The 14,841-nt window shown below is 59.7% G+C and carries 12 protein-coding genes; 7 read left to right on the top strand and 5 right to left on the bottom strand.

The annotated features are described in order from the left end of the window. Positions 1-10 precede the first annotated feature (10 nt). The gene (locus O8B93_RS20005; RefSeq protein WP_269711649.1) at positions 11-1,396 is read left to right on the top strand and encodes an MFS transporter; all 1,386 of its coding nucleotides are present in this window, start codon (positions 11-13) and stop codon (positions 1,394-1,396) included. Between the two features lie 121 nt (positions 1,397-1,517). Here the strand turns inward: O8B93_RS20005 and O8B93_RS20000 are convergent, their stop codons facing one another. Continuing rightward, positions 1,518-2,585 (bottom strand): LacI family DNA-binding transcriptional regulator, encoded by a 1,068-nt coding sequence (locus O8B93_RS20000; RefSeq protein ID WP_269711648.1) that lies wholly within the window; start codon positions 2,583-2,585, stop codon positions 1,518-1,520. A 227-nt stretch (positions 2,586-2,812) separates the two neighbouring features. Here O8B93_RS20000 and O8B93_RS19995 point away from each other — a divergent pair, with 227 nt between their 5' ends. The 4 genes from O8B93_RS19995 to O8B93_RS19980 are packed head-to-tail and all read left to right on the top strand — an operon-like array spanning position 2,813 to position 7,417. Beyond that, positions 2,813-3,646 carry an ABC transporter substrate-binding protein gene (locus O8B93_RS19995; RefSeq protein WP_269711647.1) on the top strand — a complete coding sequence of 278 codons (834 nt, stop codon included), beginning with the start codon at positions 2,813-2,815 and terminating at the stop codon, positions 3,644-3,646. Positions 3,647-3,706: 60 nt separating this feature from the next. Further along, positions 3,707-5,215, top strand: a complete 1,509-nt coding sequence (locus tag O8B93_RS19990; RefSeq protein ID WP_174033827.1) for an amino acid ABC transporter permease/ATP-binding protein — start codon at positions 3,707-3,709, stop codon at positions 5,213-5,215. Positions 5,216-5,234: 19 nt separating this feature from the next. Continuing rightward, the gene (locus tag O8B93_RS19985) at positions 5,235-6,242 is read left to right on the top strand and encodes a Gfo/Idh/MocA family protein (RefSeq protein ID WP_269711646.1); all 1,008 of its coding nucleotides are present in this window, start codon (positions 5,235-5,237) and stop codon (positions 6,240-6,242) included. Positions 6,243-6,286: 44 nt separating this feature from the next. Beyond that, complete coding sequence (locus tag O8B93_RS19980; protein WP_269711645.1) at positions 6,287-7,417, top strand: NAD(P)/FAD-dependent oxidoreductase; 1,131 nt, start codon at positions 6,287-6,289, stop codon at positions 7,415-7,417. A 451-nt stretch (positions 7,418-7,868) separates the two neighbouring features. Here the strand turns inward: O8B93_RS19980 and O8B93_RS19975 are convergent, their stop codons facing one another. The 4 genes from O8B93_RS19975 to O8B93_RS19960 form a co-directional block, all read right to left on the bottom strand. Continuing rightward, positions 7,869-9,191 (bottom strand): D-serine ammonia-lyase, encoded by a 1,323-nt coding sequence (locus tag O8B93_RS19975; RefSeq protein ID WP_269711644.1) that lies wholly within the window; start codon positions 9,189-9,191, stop codon positions 7,869-7,871. A 71-nt stretch (positions 9,192-9,262) separates the two neighbouring features. After that, positions 9,263-10,159 carry a formyltetrahydrofolate deformylase gene (gene purU / locus O8B93_RS19970; protein WP_269711643.1) on the bottom strand — a complete coding sequence of 299 codons (897 nt, stop codon included), beginning with the start codon at positions 10,157-10,159 and terminating at the stop codon, positions 9,263-9,265. A 20-nt stretch (positions 10,160-10,179) separates the two neighbouring features. Then, positions 10,180-11,073, bottom strand: coding sequence for a bifunctional methylenetetrahydrofolate dehydrogenase/methenyltetrahydrofolate cyclohydrolase FolD (folD, locus tag O8B93_RS19965; protein WP_269711642.1), 894 nt, complete (start codon positions 11,071-11,073; stop codon positions 10,180-10,182). Positions 11,074-11,162: 89 nt separating this feature from the next. After that, a complete protein-coding gene (locus tag O8B93_RS19960; protein WP_269711641.1) occupies positions 11,163-12,440 on the bottom strand; it encodes a serine hydroxymethyltransferase in 1,278 nt (425 codons plus the stop codon). Between the two features lie 127 nt (positions 12,441-12,567). Here O8B93_RS19960 and O8B93_RS19955 point away from each other — a divergent pair, with 127 nt between their 5' ends. Next, on the top strand, positions 12,568-13,500 hold the full coding sequence (locus tag O8B93_RS19955) for a LysR family transcriptional regulator (RefSeq protein WP_269711640.1): 933 nt from the start codon (positions 12,568-12,570) through the stop codon (positions 13,498-13,500). 285 nt (positions 13,501-13,785) lie between these two features. Next, the gene (locus tag O8B93_RS19950; protein ID WP_269711639.1) at positions 13,786-14,817 is read left to right on the top strand and encodes a transporter substrate-binding domain-containing protein; all 1,032 of its coding nucleotides are present in this window, start codon (positions 13,786-13,788) and stop codon (positions 14,815-14,817) included. Positions 14,818-14,841: the final 24 nt, after the last annotated feature.

Here is a 14,841-nt window from a genome sequence, read left to right as displayed (position 1 = left end):
GGAGGAGATCATGAATATCATGCAACCACAGATGGCTGATGCGACGGCTGTCGCCGATCCGCAAGCCGACATCAGCGCCCGACTGGAGCGACTTCCCATCACAAGAGAAGTCTTTTGGGCCCGTAACATCGTTGGAGCAGCGACGTTCTTCGACGGTTATACGGTGATCGCCATAGCCTACGCGATGCCCGTTCTCGTCCGCGAGTGGGGGCTCACCCCATCTCAAACGGGCATGATCCTGTCGATGGGATATCTCGGGCAACTCATCGGCGCCATTCTGTTTGGCTGGCTCGCGGAAAAGATCGGTCGGCTCAAAGTCCTGTTGTTCACCATTCTCCTGTTCGTCAGCATGGATGTTGCCTGCCTCTTTGCCGTGGGTGCGGGTACGATGATGGCGTTCCGCTTCGTGCAGGGAATAGGCACCGGCGGGGAAGTGCCTGTCGCCAGTGCCTACATCAACGAGTTGATCGGCTCGAAAGGCCGCGGTCGCTTTTTCTTGCTCTATGAAGTCATGTTCCTGCTCGGTCTCGTTGGCGCCGGTCTGATCGGCTACTTCATGGTTCCGCTCTACGGCTGGAAAGCAATGTTCGTCGTCGGTCTTGTGCCAGCGATCCTGATGATCCCGCTGCGCTGGTTTCTGAAAGAATCTCCGCGCTGGCTGGCAGCAACTGGCCGGTATGACGAGGCCAACGCCATCGTGACACGTATGGAAGAAAGCGCTCGAACCTCGGGAAAAGAGCTTCCCGAGCCACGGATCGTCGCGACACCCGTCAAGCGCAGCTCCGACTGGAAGGAACTGTTCGAGGGGATCTATTTGAAGCGCACACTATCAATATGGGCGATGTGGTTCTGCGCCTACATGGTGGCGAACGGAACAATCACGTGGCTGCCGACGCTCTATCGACAGACTTTCAATCTGCCGCTTGAAACCAGCATTCTGTATGGTTTCATGACGTCTGCGGCCGGCGTTGTGGCCGCCGTCATCTGCGCATTGCTGATTGATCGAGTGGGCCGCAAGCGGTGGTATACGGGCGCGCTGCTTCTTGCTCCGGTACCTCTCGTCATTCTCGCGTGGCTTGGCGCAACATCACCGATGCAAGTCCTGATCCTGGCTGGTCTTGCCTACGCCATCGTCCAGACGGTGACCTTCTCGCTATACCTCTACTCCGCTGAAATCTATCCGACGCGCTTGCGGGCTATCGGCACAGGAACGGGCAGCGCCTGGCTGCGTCTCGGCTCCTCCGCCGGTCCCATGCTTGTAGGCTTCGTAATGTCCTCTATGGGCATCCAGTATGTGTTCGCGACGTTTGCCGCCATTCTGGTCGTTGGTGCTGTAGTGACAATGCTGTTTGCGGTGGAGACCAAAGGCAAGGTTCTCGAAGAACTGTCTCCGTAAGAGAAAAATGGCCCGATATCAGTTGGATCACGACCGTCCCTTGGTTCACCAGGGACGGTTTCTGCTTGAATCGTTGTGGGTTCACATCTTTTCAAGGCCAAGGCTTAAAGGAGGATAGCAACTATTGTGTCCTTGCAACGGATGCGCGTTCAACAATCTGCGTTTGCAAGACCACATTGCGGGCTGTTTTCCTGTTGCCATTCAGTCGTTCCATAAGCAGTTTCGCCGCCGCTTCGCCGAGTTGATACACTGGCTGGCGAATGACAGTCACGGGCGGGGACGTCACGCTGGTCCAGTCCGCATCGTGAAACGAAACAAGCGACAGATCATCCGGAATAGAAAGTCCGATCACCCGGCACGTTTTGAACACTTCGAGCCCGATAACGCTGTCCGACGCGATGATTGCCGTTGGACGCTGCTCCGATTGGAGCATTTCGGTTACGATGCGATGCGTAGCCTCTGGTGTTGTCGCGCCAACGCGCACCCAATCGCTCATTTCCGGCAAACCCGCCTCTTGACCGGCGTGGAAAAAACCTTCGATGCGCCGTCGCACCGAGCCGGTATCGATGTCCGCCAGACTGCGAAAAATATGGTTTGAGGTGTCACAGGCGGTAAGATAGGCGATGCGGCGGTGGCCAAGTGTGATCAGCTGGCGGGTAATATTCTCCGCAGCGTTCTGGTCGTCGGCGATGACAGTATCTACGTCCAACGCCTCGCCGCAACGGTCGAGCAATGCGAGTGGCAAGCCTGAACGGATGGCCTCCCTGAGGTGATCGACATCATTCTCCTTGGCAGGGGAAACAATCAGGCCATCGACGCGTTTGGCAAGCAATGTGCGGATCGCGGCCTTCTCCGCCGTCGCGTCCTCGCCCGAATTGATAAGAATGACGGTAAAGCCCGCCTGCCGGGCGATATCCGTGATGCCGCGTACCGCGAGGCTGAAGAAGGGGTTTTCGATATCCCCCACTACGACGCCGATTGTGCCGGAGCGGCCCGTGGTCATGCTGCGGGCAAGCTCATTGGGGCGATAATCAAGGGAACCTGCGGCAGCTGTGACAGCCTCGCGCACCCTGTCGCTGACAGTTCCGTAGCCGCCAAGCACGCGTGCAGCCGTTGCCTTCGAGACGCCGGCCCTGCGCGCGACGTCAGCCACGGTGACGGAAGGAGATTTAGAGAGGCTTTTATCCATAAACGGTAGCCTTACAAGAGAACTTGACGAGTGGCAAATGCGAAGATAACAATTGCCAATAATCAAAGAGACCGGTCTCTTTATTATTGAGACCGGTCTCAATGACAGAAAAAGACTTCCGACATGCGAACTGCATGGGCCGGGCAGGCGACGTCGTGTCGCTTTCCGGATGGGACCTGTGCGCCTTGAATACATCGCAGACAGCGACACCAGAGGAGACGAAACCAATGCGATTTACCGAAGCCTTCACTTCCCCCTTTACCAAAATCCGCGCCACCGCCATCGCGGTCACGCTCGGTGTCCTCGCAGGCGCAACGACCCCGGCGCTTGCCGACAATCCACTTGGCCTCATTGATCCCACCACCATCAGTGTCGGAACGATGGGTGACGCCAAGCCCTATGCCTTTACCACTGCCGACGGTAACTTTACCGGTTTCGACATCGAGCTTTTCCTCAACGTTGCCGGACGCCTCGGCTTCAAGAAGGAGCAGGTTGTCTTCACCGGTCAGGAATTCTCGGCGCTGATGCCGTCGGTCGCCAACGGCCGCTTCGATGTTGCGGCCGCCGCAATTGGCACGACGGCCAAGCGCAAGGAGACCGTTGATTTCTCCGATGGTTATCTTGCAGGTTTCCTCAGCGTGCTGACTTCGGAGCCTGGCATCACCGATGCGGCAGGCCTCAAGGGCAAGCGTCTCGGCGTCGTGCAGGGCACGCTGCAGGAAATCTATGCAGAGAATAACTTTGCTGGCAGCGATCTCGTCAAGTTCCCGGACAACAACTCAGCCGTTTCTGCGCTCAACAACGGCACGGTCGACGCCCATTTCCTCGATTTCGAGGCGGCAAAGGACTACTCCGCCCGCTATCCGGCGCTGAAGATTGCGGTCAACATTCCAAGCTTCGATGCGCCTGCCGGCTTCGTCATCCGCAAGGGGAACGATGCATTGCGCGAGGCACTCGACAAGGGCCTGAAAGAGGCCATGCAGGACGGCACCTGGAAGAAGCTTCATGAAAAATGGTTCCCCGGCACACCGATGCCGGCGGCATATCTTCCCAAGCAGTGATGCCGCCCTCCGGTCCGGCCTTCACCGGTCGGGCCGGCGTTTCTTTCAAGGGATATACTGATGAACTGGCTTGAAAACCTGCGCCGCAGCTTCCTAGACTGGAACGCCATGGCCGAAGTGCTGCCGACCATGATCACGGTTGGCCTGAAGAATACGCTGATCCTGGCTGCGACCTCGACGGTGCTTGGCGTCGCCATCGGCATGATGCTCGCCATCATGGGTATTTCCCGCTCGCCATGGCTGCGCATTCCCGCGCGTCTTTATACCGATATTTTCCGCGGCCTGCCGGCCATCGTCACAATCCTCCTGATCGGCCAGGGCTTTGCCCGCATCGGCCGCGAGCTCTTCGGTCCGTCGCCTTATCCGCTCGGTATTCTGGCGCTCAGTCTGATCGCCGGCGCCTATATCGGTGAAATTTTCCGGTCCGGTATTCAGAGTGTCGACCGCGGCCAGATGGAGGCCTGCCGGGCACTCTCGATGAGCTACGGTCAGGGCATGCGCCTTATCGTTGTACCGCAGGGCGTGCGCCGCGTGCTGCCAGCCCTCGTCAACCAGTTCATCGGCAACGTCAAGGATTCGAGCCTCGTCTATTTCCTCGGGCTTCTGGCCTCCGAGCGCGAGATTTTCCGCGTGGGACAGGATCAGGCGGTGGTGACGGGCAATCTTTCACCGCTGCTGCTTGCGGGCGTATTTTATCTCATCGTCACCGTACCGCTCACCCATGTCGTCAACGCGATCGACAATCGCCTGCGGATCGGCAAGCAGCGTCCCTCCGTCATCACCAGTGGGTTGGAAGAGGTCAGTGAACTCGACGGTGCAGCCCGCGCGTCCGGTGTCGCCTTCAAGGGTGGCAGCCTCGATGTGCGCCGTCTCGGCATGGCGTATGGCGATCTCGATGTGCTGAAGGGTGTCGACCTTTCGGTAAAGCCGGGCAGTGTGACCTGCATCATCGGCCCGTCCGGTTCAGGCAAATCCACCCTGTTGCGCGGACTTAACCGCCTGGTCGAGCCGAAGAGCGGTGATATTCTCATCGATGGTGAAAGCATTCTGGCCATGAAACCGGAAACGCTGCGCCGCCGGGTCGGTATGGTCTTCCAGCATTTCAATCTCTTTCCGGATCACACGGCGCTGGAAAACGTCATGCTGTCGCTGACGAAGATCAAGGGCCTGCCGGCAGCCGAGGCCGAGCGCATCGCCAAGGCAAGACTTGCCGACGTTGGTCTTGCGAGCCGTCAGCATCACCGTCCGGGCGGTCTTTCCGGTGGGCAGCAGCAGCGCGTCGCCATTGCCCGTGCGCTTGCCATGGAGCCGGAAGTTATCCTTTTCGATGAAGTGACGAGTGCGCTCGATCCGGAATTGGTCAAGGGCGTGCTCAACCTGATGGCCGAACTCGGCACGCGCGGCATGACCATGGTCGTCGTGACGCATGAAATGGGATTTGCCCGCCGGGTCGCCGATCAGGTCGTCTTCATGGACGAGGGGCGCGTGGTGGAAGCCGGCACGCCAGAGGCGATATTCGACAACCCGCAAAGCCCGCGCCTCCAGCGCTTCCTTGCGGAAGTGCTCTGAGCGTCGGGAGGAGAAAAAGATGACACGAACGATACGATGGGGCGTACTCGGTTGCGCTGGCATTGCCGCCAAGGCGGTCATTCCCGCCATCCAGTCCAGTCGTCTGGGGCGCGTTGCGGCAATTGCCTCGCGTGATGCCGCCAAGGCAAAAGAGATGGCGGCCCGCTTCGGCATCGCCAAATTCTATGGCAGCTACGAGGATCTGCTTGCCGATCCGGAAATAGATGCAATCTACAATCCTTTGCCCAATCATCTGCATGTGCCCATGACGATCAAGGCGCTGGAGCAGGGCAAACCCGTGCTCTGCGAGAAGCCGATCGCCCTTGATGCCGTGCAGGCGAGGGAACTGGCGGCTGCACAAAAGGCGGCGGGCCTGCCGGTCGCCGAAGCCTTCATGGTTCGCCACCATCCGCAATGGAAGAAAGCACGTGCATTGATCGCCGAGGGGCGCCTTGGTGAGGTCAGGGCGATCCAGACGATCTTTTCCTATTATCTCGACGACCCCGGGAATGTGCGCAACCAGGCCGATATTGGCGGAGGCGGTCTGTTCGATGTCGGTTGTTATGCCATCAACACGGCGCGTTTCCTGTTCGACGCGGAACCGCTGCGGGCAATCGCGCTCATGGAGCGTGATCCCGTCTTCGGCACGGACCGGCTGACGAGCGGGCTGTTAGCGTTTCCGGAGGGAAAGCAGCTTGCCTTCACCTGTTCCACGCAACTGTCCCTCACGCAGAAGGTGACGCTGCTTGGAACGCGCGGGCGTCTGGAAATTCCCATTCCTTTCAATGCACCCGCCGATGAGCCGACTGTCCTCAACTTCGACGATGGCCGCGATCTGGCCGGTGGTGGACGCGAGGAGATCATGATCGGGCCGGTCGACCAGTATCGCGAACAGGCCGATGCATTCGCCGAGGCGGTTCTTTCCGGAAAGCCACTCGAGACGGGGCTTGGCGACGCGATTGCGAACATGAAGGCGATCGACGCCCTTTTCCGCTCCGCCGCCAGCGGCCGCTGGGAAGAGCCCTGACCGCTTCACACCATCCGTATGACAATTGATTGAAAGCCAACCCCATGACCGACAACACCATCTCTTCGGCCGTCATCATCGGTGCCGGTATCTTCGGCATTTCTACTGGCGTGCAGCTTGCGCGGCGCGGCATCCAGGTCACCATCCTCAATGACGGCCCGCCCGCCAACGGTGCCTCCGGCCGCTCGCTCTCCTGGTTGAACTCGGCGCGTATGCGCTCGGAACCCTATCATCAGTTGCGGATGGCTGGCATCGACCGGTATCGTACGCTCGCGGCGCAGAACCCCGATGCGGAATGGCTTCGCTTCGATGGTGGGCTGACTTGGGATGCGGATGACGAGCGCAACGAGATCGACGCGGCCTATCGCCACGAGGTTTCGCTTGCCTATGACGCGCAGCGGCTTTCCGCAGCCGAAGTCGCTGGCGTCGTGCCCGGTCTCGACGTGAGCGCAATCACTCCCCAGGGTGCTATCTTCAATCCCGGCGAAGGTTGGGTCGATCTGCCGACGCTGATCGGGGTGCTTCTTGAGGAGTTTTTCGCGCTCGGAGGCGTTCTGGTAACGGACCAGGGTGCCGCGCGGGTCATGCTTGAGGGTGGTCGTGCTGTTGGTGCGGAAACTGCAAAGGGTCACCTCCATCGGGCGGATGCTGTCGTGCTCGCGACAGGCCCGGCCGTGCCCAAGATGGCTGCGGAAAGCGGACAGACCATCGGTGACGGGACACCGATCGCGCTTCTCGTGCAAACCAAGCCGCTGGACCATCCCCTGCGCGCTGTCCTCAATACACCGCGCGTCGCTGTTCGCCCCGCGCCGGGTGGCTCCTTCTCGGTGGATGCCGACTGGGCGGCTGATGAGGGTGTGACAGTGCGTGCGGACGGCACCTATGAGATCGATGACAGCATTGTTGCCGAGCTTCTGGTGGAGGCTGCCAAGGTGATGGAAGGCAATCCGCAACTCGAAGTCGCTTCGATCGGTGTTGGTGGGAAACCGATCCCGGGCGACGGCGAGCCGGTGATTGGAGCCATCAGGGCCATTCCCGGCTATTACGTCGCCTTCAGCCACAGTGGCGCAACGCTTGGTCTTATCACTGGCGAGCTGCTGGCCTATGAGATTGCAACGGGAGCGGAACATCCGATGTTGGCGACGTTCCGTCCTGAGCGGTTTTCTTCAAGGTGACCAATCAAGAGCAAACGCAGAAAAATCGATCTGCCGTCGTATGGCGGCGGGTCGCTTGGCCGCGTGCACGCTTTGGTGGTGACGTGAATCCCAGTCATAATCACACATCCGCAGCACTCCCATCTTGCTGAATCCGGGTGATCGGCGAATGCCCACTGGGATGCACGGAAAGATTATTAGTCGGCCACTGATATACTCAACCCGCCGGTCAACAATGGAGCGCACTCCACTCTTCGCGTAGCAACGACATCAGAATAAGATCCTCGCGACTTCCGTCCTTCAGGCGAAGCGCGCGGTCGCTTTGCCAATGCTAGGGGCCGTAAAGCGCCTGCCAATTAAAAAGACGTGCCGAGATTAAAACACAGCTAGGTTGTCGTGGTAAATAGGGAACACGCTGAACGCTTTGTTGAGTTTGAGCACCATCGCTGCGATAGTGCTAGCTTATTACGGCTCATTTGATTGATCGAGCCATGCGGAGAAAAGCCTGATATTGCTCCTCAGGAACAAACGAGCCGCCGGTCGTCCAGATGATGTGCGTTGCCTGTTCGAGATGATCGCTGATCTGCCATGTCTCGCAGAACGCCTTTCCCTGTGGATGCCTCAGAATAAAGTCAGGGCCTCCAAATCCCGCTGCCGCCGATGGCTCGAGGCGGAGCCCCTGATTTTCGTGGGCGCTGAGAAGCCAGCGGAACAGGGAGGGGTCGTCGGTGGTAAACACGCCGGCCAACATATGGCGCATGACGGTGGCGACGAAGCCGGACATGCGGGCGACCGCCATGCCGTCGGCTTCCGTTCTGTTCGTCAGGCCGACGTCATAGACGGAAACGAGGTCCTCGGCTTCGCTCATGAGATGGACCAGCGCGCAGGGAGATTGAACCGGTTCTACGAAGAAGCAGTGCACGTTGTCCGCAAAGACCTTCTTTGCGCCATAGGCAACGCCACCGGGCGCACCGCCTATGCCGCAGGGCAGGTAGAGGAACAACGGATGTTCGGCATCGATGGTGATGCCGTGGGCCTTGAGTTGATCGGCAAGCTCCAGAGCGGCGACGCTGTAGCCGAGGAAGAGATGCCTGGATTGTTCGTCGTCGACGAAATAGATACTCGGGTCGCTTTCGGCGGCAATGCGGGCGTTTTCGACCGCGGTGGTGTAGTCGGCCTCGTGCTGCACGACCTCGACACCAAGTCGCGTCAGCCGGTCCACCTTCCACGATTTTGCGTCGGAAGACATGTGGACCGTTGCGTTGAAACCGAGTGCGCGAGATGCAATGCCGACGCTTAGCCCGAGATTTCCGGTGCTCCCGACTGCGATGGTATGGCGGGAGAACAAGGCTCTCGCGTCTGCTTCCGCAAGACGGCGAATGTCTTGTCCCTCTTTCAACAGGCCTTCGCGCTTTGCCAGTTGCTCGGCAAAAATGAAGACCTCGTAGACACCGCCGCGCGCCTTGATCGAGCCGGCGACGGGAAGGGCGCTGTCCGCTTTGATCAGGATGTTGCCGAACTCCGCGCCGTCATAGCCCAGCGCACCACGCATGCCCTCAAGGGGGATAAGATCGGAACAGATTTTACCCCCGGTGGCATTCAACTCCGGAAAGCAGACTTCAAGCAGAGGAGCCAGCCGCCGCCAGTTCTCCTGCGCCTCGTCCACATCCGACGGTCGCACGGGAAGCGATGCATCTTCGATCGCGTTCTTCGCGTATCGGGGGTTCGTCCAGAGCGTTGGGCGGGCCGCAAGCACGTCTGCGCGGGCGGGATTGTCGGGGAGTTGGATTACCATTTTCTGATCCTGCTAAAAGAGGGTGCCCCGCATCGCTTGCTCGATATTCTGGCGCGATCCAACATGGATGTTCAACCCATCCGTTCGGATACGAACGAACCCGGCGACGGTGGAAAGACGATGGTCTTGTTGCCGTTGATGAATACGCGGCCGTGGATATGCGCATGGATGGCGCGGGCAAGCACCTGGCTCTCCACGTCCCGGCCGAGGCTGACATAGTCGTCGGCGCTCTGGGCGTGCGTGACGCGAACGGTGTCCTGCTCGATGATCGGGCCCTCATCGAGGTCGGCGGTGACATAGTGCGAGGTCGCGCCAATCAGCTTCACCCCGCGTTCAAAGGCCTGTTTGTAGGGGTTCGCACCCTTGAACGACGGCAGGAAGGAGTGGTGGATGTTGATGATCCGCCCTGACATCGTCCGGCACATGTCGTCGGAAAGAACCTGCATATAGCGTGCAAGGACGATGAGTTCCGCCCCTTTCTCCTCGACGATGCGGATCTGCTCGGCTTCGGCGTCCTGTTTGTTCTCCCTGGTCACCTTGATGTGGTGGAAAGGGATGTCGTGGTTCACGACGACCTTCTGATAATCGAAATGATTGGAGATGACGCCGACGATGTCGATCGGCAGCGCGCCGATGCGCCAGCGGTAGAGCAGGTCGTTGAGGCAGTGGCCGAAACGCGAGACCATCAGGATGACCTTGCGCTTGGTCGTCTCATCGAAAAACTCGGCTTCCGCCTGATAGGCCGCGGCGATCTCGGCGAAGCCGTCGCGCAATTCTTCCAGTGTGCGGCCGTCCTCGGACTGGAAGCTGACACGCATGAAGTAACGGCCCGTGGTTTTGTCGTCGAACTGGGCGCTATCGGATATGTTGCAGCCGTTCGCGGACAGATAGGTCGCGATAGCGGCGGTCACGCCGCGTATGGAGGGGCAGGCGACACGCAGGGCATAGCGGGTGGAAAGAGCGGACATTGGCGATCCTTTCGGGCCGATCAGTCGATCGAAATGGAATGCTGGCGGCAGAAGGCCGTGAGCGTATTGGAAAGCAGGCAGGCGATGGTCATGGGTCCGACGCCGCCCGGAACCGGTGTGATGGCACCGGCATGGCGGGCTTCCTCGAAGGCAACATCGCCCACGATGCGCGACTTGCCATCGATTTCCACACGGTTGATGCCAACATCTATGACCACGGCTCCCGGTTTGATCCAGTCGCCGCGCACGAGGCCCGGCCTGCCAGCGGCAACAATGAGGATATCGGCCGTGCGGCAAAGCTCCGGCGTGTTCCTGGTGCGCGAATGGGCGATGGTCACCGTGCAGTTCTCCGAAAGCAACAGTTGCGCCATCGGCTTGCCGACGATGTTGGACTTGCCGATGACGACGGCGTGGAGGCCCGACAGGTCCCCGCCGATGCGGTCCTTCAGCAGCATGAGGCAACCGAGCGGCGTGCACGGCACCAGCGCCGGCTGGCCCGTGGAAAGCAGGCCGGCATTGGAGATGTGGAAGCCGTCCACGTCCTTGTCGGGGTTGATGCCCTGGATAACGGCATTGGCGTTAAGATGGGCGGGCAGGGGCAATTGCACGAGGATGCCGTGCACGACGGGATCGGCATTGAGCTGGCCGATTAGCGCCATCAGCTCATCTTGCGTCGTTTCGGCCGCAAGTTCGTACTTGAAGGAGTTCATCCCGGCCGCCACCGTCTGACGGTGTTTCGAGCCGACATAGACCGCGCTGGCAGGATCAGCGCCGACGAGCACCACGGCAAGGCCGGGTACAGCGCCGGTCGCATCCTTTAGCCTCGCCACCTTTGCCGTGATGTCGTCCAGCAGGCCGCCAGCGAATTTCTTGCCATCGATGATCCTGTCGGCGGCAATCCTGTCCATTCCCATGACGTTTCCTTTCCTATCGTCCAAGATCAACCGTCGGCCGGAATGAGCGCCGCGTCACGCGTCACTCATCCACCGCACGAAAGGTCTGGCTAGTGTGCGTAGACCGGGAAGGAGGCCGTTAGTTCTGCGACCTTCGCTTTTGCGGCCGGAACGATGTCGTCGGCCTTGCCGGCCGCTTCCGCCTCGATGAGATCGGCAATGGCATTGCCGAGAACCTTGAACTCTTCCTCCTTCAGGCCACGTGTCGTTGCCGCTGATGTGCCGAGACGCATCCCGACCCATTCGGCGGGGCGGGGGCTGTCGCCGGGAATTGGGTTCTTGTTCGACGTGATGTTGGCGCGCGCCAGCACGTCTTCGACCTGCTTGCCGTTAAGTCCCTTGCTGGACAGATCGAGCAGCACGATATGCGTATCGGTGCCGCCCGAGACGATGCGGATGCCGCGATCGGCCAGCGTTTCGGCCAGCACCCGGGCGTTCGCCTTCACCTGATGCGCATAGGTCTTGAAATCATCGCGCAACGCTTCGCCGAGGCAGATCGCTTTGGCCGCGAGCACGTTGCTGTGCAGCGAGCCCTGCACACCCGGGAAGACGGCGGCCTGCAGCTTCTTGAACCATTCCTCATTATTGGTGAGGATGAGGCCACCGCGCGGGCCGCGAAGCGTCTTCGTGGTCGTGCAGGTGACGATATCCGCATGCGGGAAGGGCGAGGGGTGCGCTCCGCCCGCGACCAGCCCGGCGATATGCGCCATGTCAACCATGAAATAAGCGCCGACCTTCCTGGCGATCTTCGCCATGCGCTCGAAGTCCAGTTCGCGTGGATAGGCCGAGCCGCCGGTAATCAGGAGCTTCGGGCGAACCTCTTCCGCGATACGCTCCATCTCGTCATAGTCGATGACTTCGTTCTGCGAATTTACATTGTAATTATGCGCCTCGAACCAGCGGCCCGAGAGGTTGCCCTTCATGCCATGCGACAGATGACCGCCAGCGGCGAGATCGAGCGACAGGACCTTTTCGCCCGGCTTCATCAGGAGGAAGAAGACGGCGAGGTTCGCCTGGGTGCCGGAATGCGGCTGGACATTGGCATAGGCGCAGCCGAAGAGTTCTTTGGCCCGGTCGATTGCCGTCTGCTCGACGACGTCGACGAATTGGCCGCCGCCATGGAAACGGTTGCCCGGATAGCCTTCAAGTGTCTTGTTCGTCATCTCGTGGCCGAGCGCGTCGAGAACCGCGCGGCTGACGATGTTTTCCGAAGCGATCAGTTCGATCTGGTTCTGCTGGCGGGCACGTTCATTGTCGAGCGCCTGGGCGATGAGCGGATCACGCTGGTGTACGGGTATATTGAAATGGGTATCGTGTTGTTGGGTCATGACCTGTCTCCGCGGAATGATGCCTGGAGAAAAGGCTAGTCAGGACATCGATGCAGAAAAAGTTAATAATATTTGCACATACGTTCTGATTTGCTAATCATTCACTTTCCCGAACAAGGAGGAAAGAGTGGACCTTGCCCGCCTGCGCGCGCTGCGCGAACTGTCGATCCGCAAGACCATGGCAGCGGTTGCCGACGCGCTTTACGTCTCGCCGTCCGCGGTCTCACAGCAAATCGCGCTTCTCGAACAAGAGGTCGGCATCAGTCTTATCGAAAGGCGCGGTCGCGGCGTGGAGTTGACGCCGGCCGGCAAGCAGCTTGTCGAGCGTGCAGAACGGATTCTGATCGAGCTGGAATCGGCGCGGGCCGATATTGCGGAGCTGAAGAAGGTCATTGCTGGCGAACTGCGGGTGGCGGCGTTTCCGTCGATAGCGGCGGCTGTCGTGGCGGGTGCTATCCACGAACTACACCGGGTTCATCCGCACCTCACGGTCCAGTTCGACGAAATGGAACCGGCAGAAAGCCTGGCGGCGCTGCGCAGTTGGCAGACGGATATCGCGATCATCGACGACCTCAACGTTCCTGCGGGTGCCATCGATCCAAACATCGAGACGATCCCTCTGATGGAGGACGTCTTCAACGTCATGGTCTCACAAACTCACGCGCTGGCTGAACAGCCGACCGTCAAGTTGCAGCAACTGCGCGATGAGCGCTGGGCACTCGATACTGCCTCCTCGACCTATAACCGCATGATTACCGACGCGTGCCAGGAGGCCGGCTTCACGCCAAATATCGTCGCTCGCTGCAAGGGCTTTGAAGTGACAATCGCTCTCATCCGCGAGGGATACGGAATCTCAATCCTGCCCGGCCTGCGGGCGAGTTATGACCTTGAGGATGTTTGGGTCTGCAGGCTCGAACCGGAGATCCGACGCAAGATTTCACTGGCTTTCCGCAGGGGGGAGAAGCGCAGCCCGGCAGTGCAAGCGTTTATCGAAGAGGTGAATGCCAGGATCGAAACTCACTACCATTTCCCGACCGTAACTGGCGGCAAACACGGTTGACCGGAAGCCGTCACTACCTGATGGCAGATGAGCAATTCAACAGATTTCCTAAATAGTAGCTACAGGAAAATTAAGTAGACCTGAACATACCGCGTTCCTATCGTTTCCCTGTCGATTGATATGGGTTCGCAACGGCTATCGGAAGCGAGCTTAGGCCAATGGCGGGAACATTAGTGACAGAACGGCAAAAGCCGCTGTTGCCCTATCGCCCAAATCAGCTCTCGGCATGAGAACCGGGCCCTGTATCAGCATGCAGGGCGCTCGCGATATTCACAGGGGAACGCAATGAAACTGAACAAGCTTGTCACGGCCGGTGTATTTGCCGGTCTCGCCCTTACCGCAGGTCATGCATCTGCCTCCGTCCTTGACACCGTCAAACAGCGCGGGACGCTGAATTGCGGCACGGACAACACCGCGCCCGGGTTCGGTTACCTCAACACCACGACGGGCCGTATGGAAGGTCTCGACGTCGATTTCTGCCGGGCTGTCGCGGCTGCCGTCCTCGGCGATGCCTCGAAGGTCAAGTTCGTCACCGTTACGGATAAGAGCCGCTTCGACGCGGTACTCACCAATCAGGTCGACGTCGTCTTCGCGCACACCACCATCAAGCCGGCGCGCGAATCCTCGATCGCCATCGACTTTCTGCCTGTCAACTTCTACGACGGCACGGGCATCATGGTGAAGACGGACTCCGGCGTGCACGAATTCGCCGATCTCGACGGCGCGACCTTCTGCACGACGCAGGGCTCCGTAACCGAAACTGTTCTCACCAGCGCCTTCAAGGCGCGCGGCTGGACAGGTTCCAAGGTTCTCACCTACGAAAACCTCGAAAAACTCTTTGCCGCCCTCAATTCCGGCCGCTGCAACGCCATGAGCACTGACAAGTCCGCGCTCGCCGCCTGGGCCGGCAATTCTCCGAAGCCCTCCGACTTCCATATCCTCCCCGATACGCTCGACAAATCGCCTTTTGGAGGTTTTGTCGCGGCTAACGATTCCAAGTGGCGCAATGCGCTGCGCTGGGTCACCTACGGTCTGTTCCAGGCCGAAGAATCCGAGATCACCCAGGCCAATCTCGATGAGAAGCTGAAGAGCGAGGATCCCTTCGTCCAGAAGTTCCTCGGCGTCGGTGGCGGCTACGGCAAGGACTTCGGCCTTTCCGATGATTTCGTCATGCAGGCGATCAAGGCCGTCGGCAACTATGGCGAGGTCTATGAGCGTAATCTTGGTCCGAGCACGAAGATGTTCCTCGACCGCAAGGGCACACCCAATGCGCTCTGGACGCAGGGTGGCGCGATCTACTCTCCGCTCTGGAACTGATCCACTCCATTGAACGCCGGGGCA

The sequence above is a fragment of the Martinezella rhizogenes genome (genome assembly GCF_027460065.1).
In the GTDB taxonomy this organism is placed as follows: domain Bacteria; phylum Pseudomonadota; class Alphaproteobacteria; order Rhizobiales; family Rhizobiaceae; genus Agrobacterium; species Agrobacterium rhizogenes_C.
The sequence above is the reverse complement of the archived record's forward strand: the minus strand, read 5'-3'. Positions and strand labels throughout refer to the sequence as shown.

Excerpts from the sequence above, each read along its gene's own strand:
- O8B93_RS20005 (WP_269711649.1), top strand. The coding sequence starts at position 11 with ATGAATATCATGCAACCACAGATGGCTGATGCGACGGCTGTCGCCGAT.
- O8B93_RS20000 (WP_269711648.1), bottom strand. The coding sequence starts at position 2,585 with ATGGATAAAAGCCTCTCTAAATCTCCTTCCGTCACCGTGGCTGACGTC.
- O8B93_RS19995 (WP_269711647.1), top strand. The coding sequence starts at position 2,813 with ATGCGATTTACCGAAGCCTTCACTTCCCCCTTTACCAAAATCCGCGCC.
- O8B93_RS19990 (WP_174033827.1), top strand. The coding sequence starts at position 3,707 with ATGAACTGGCTTGAAAACCTGCGCCGCAGCTTCCTAGACTGGAACGCC.
- O8B93_RS19985 (WP_269711646.1), top strand. The coding sequence starts at position 5,235 with ATGACACGAACGATACGATGGGGCGTACTCGGTTGCGCTGGCATTGCC.
- O8B93_RS19980 (WP_269711645.1), top strand. The coding sequence starts at position 6,287 with ATGACCGACAACACCATCTCTTCGGCCGTCATCATCGGTGCCGGTATC.
- O8B93_RS19975 (WP_269711644.1), bottom strand. The coding sequence starts at position 9,191 with ATGGTAATCCAACTCCCCGACAATCCCGCCCGCGCAGACGTGCTTGCG.
- purU (WP_269711643.1), bottom strand. The coding sequence starts at position 10,159 with ATGTCCGCTCTTTCCACCCGCTATGCCCTGCGTGTCGCCTGCCCCTCC.
- folD (WP_269711642.1), bottom strand. The coding sequence starts at position 11,073 with ATGGGAATGGACAGGATTGCCGCCGACAGGATCATCGATGGCAAGAAA.
- O8B93_RS19960 (WP_269711641.1), bottom strand. The coding sequence starts at position 12,440 with ATGACCCAACAACACGATACCCATTTCAATATACCCGTACACCAGCGT.
- O8B93_RS19950 (WP_269711639.1), top strand. The coding sequence starts at position 13,786 with ATGAAACTGAACAAGCTTGTCACGGCCGGTGTATTTGCCGGTCTCGCC.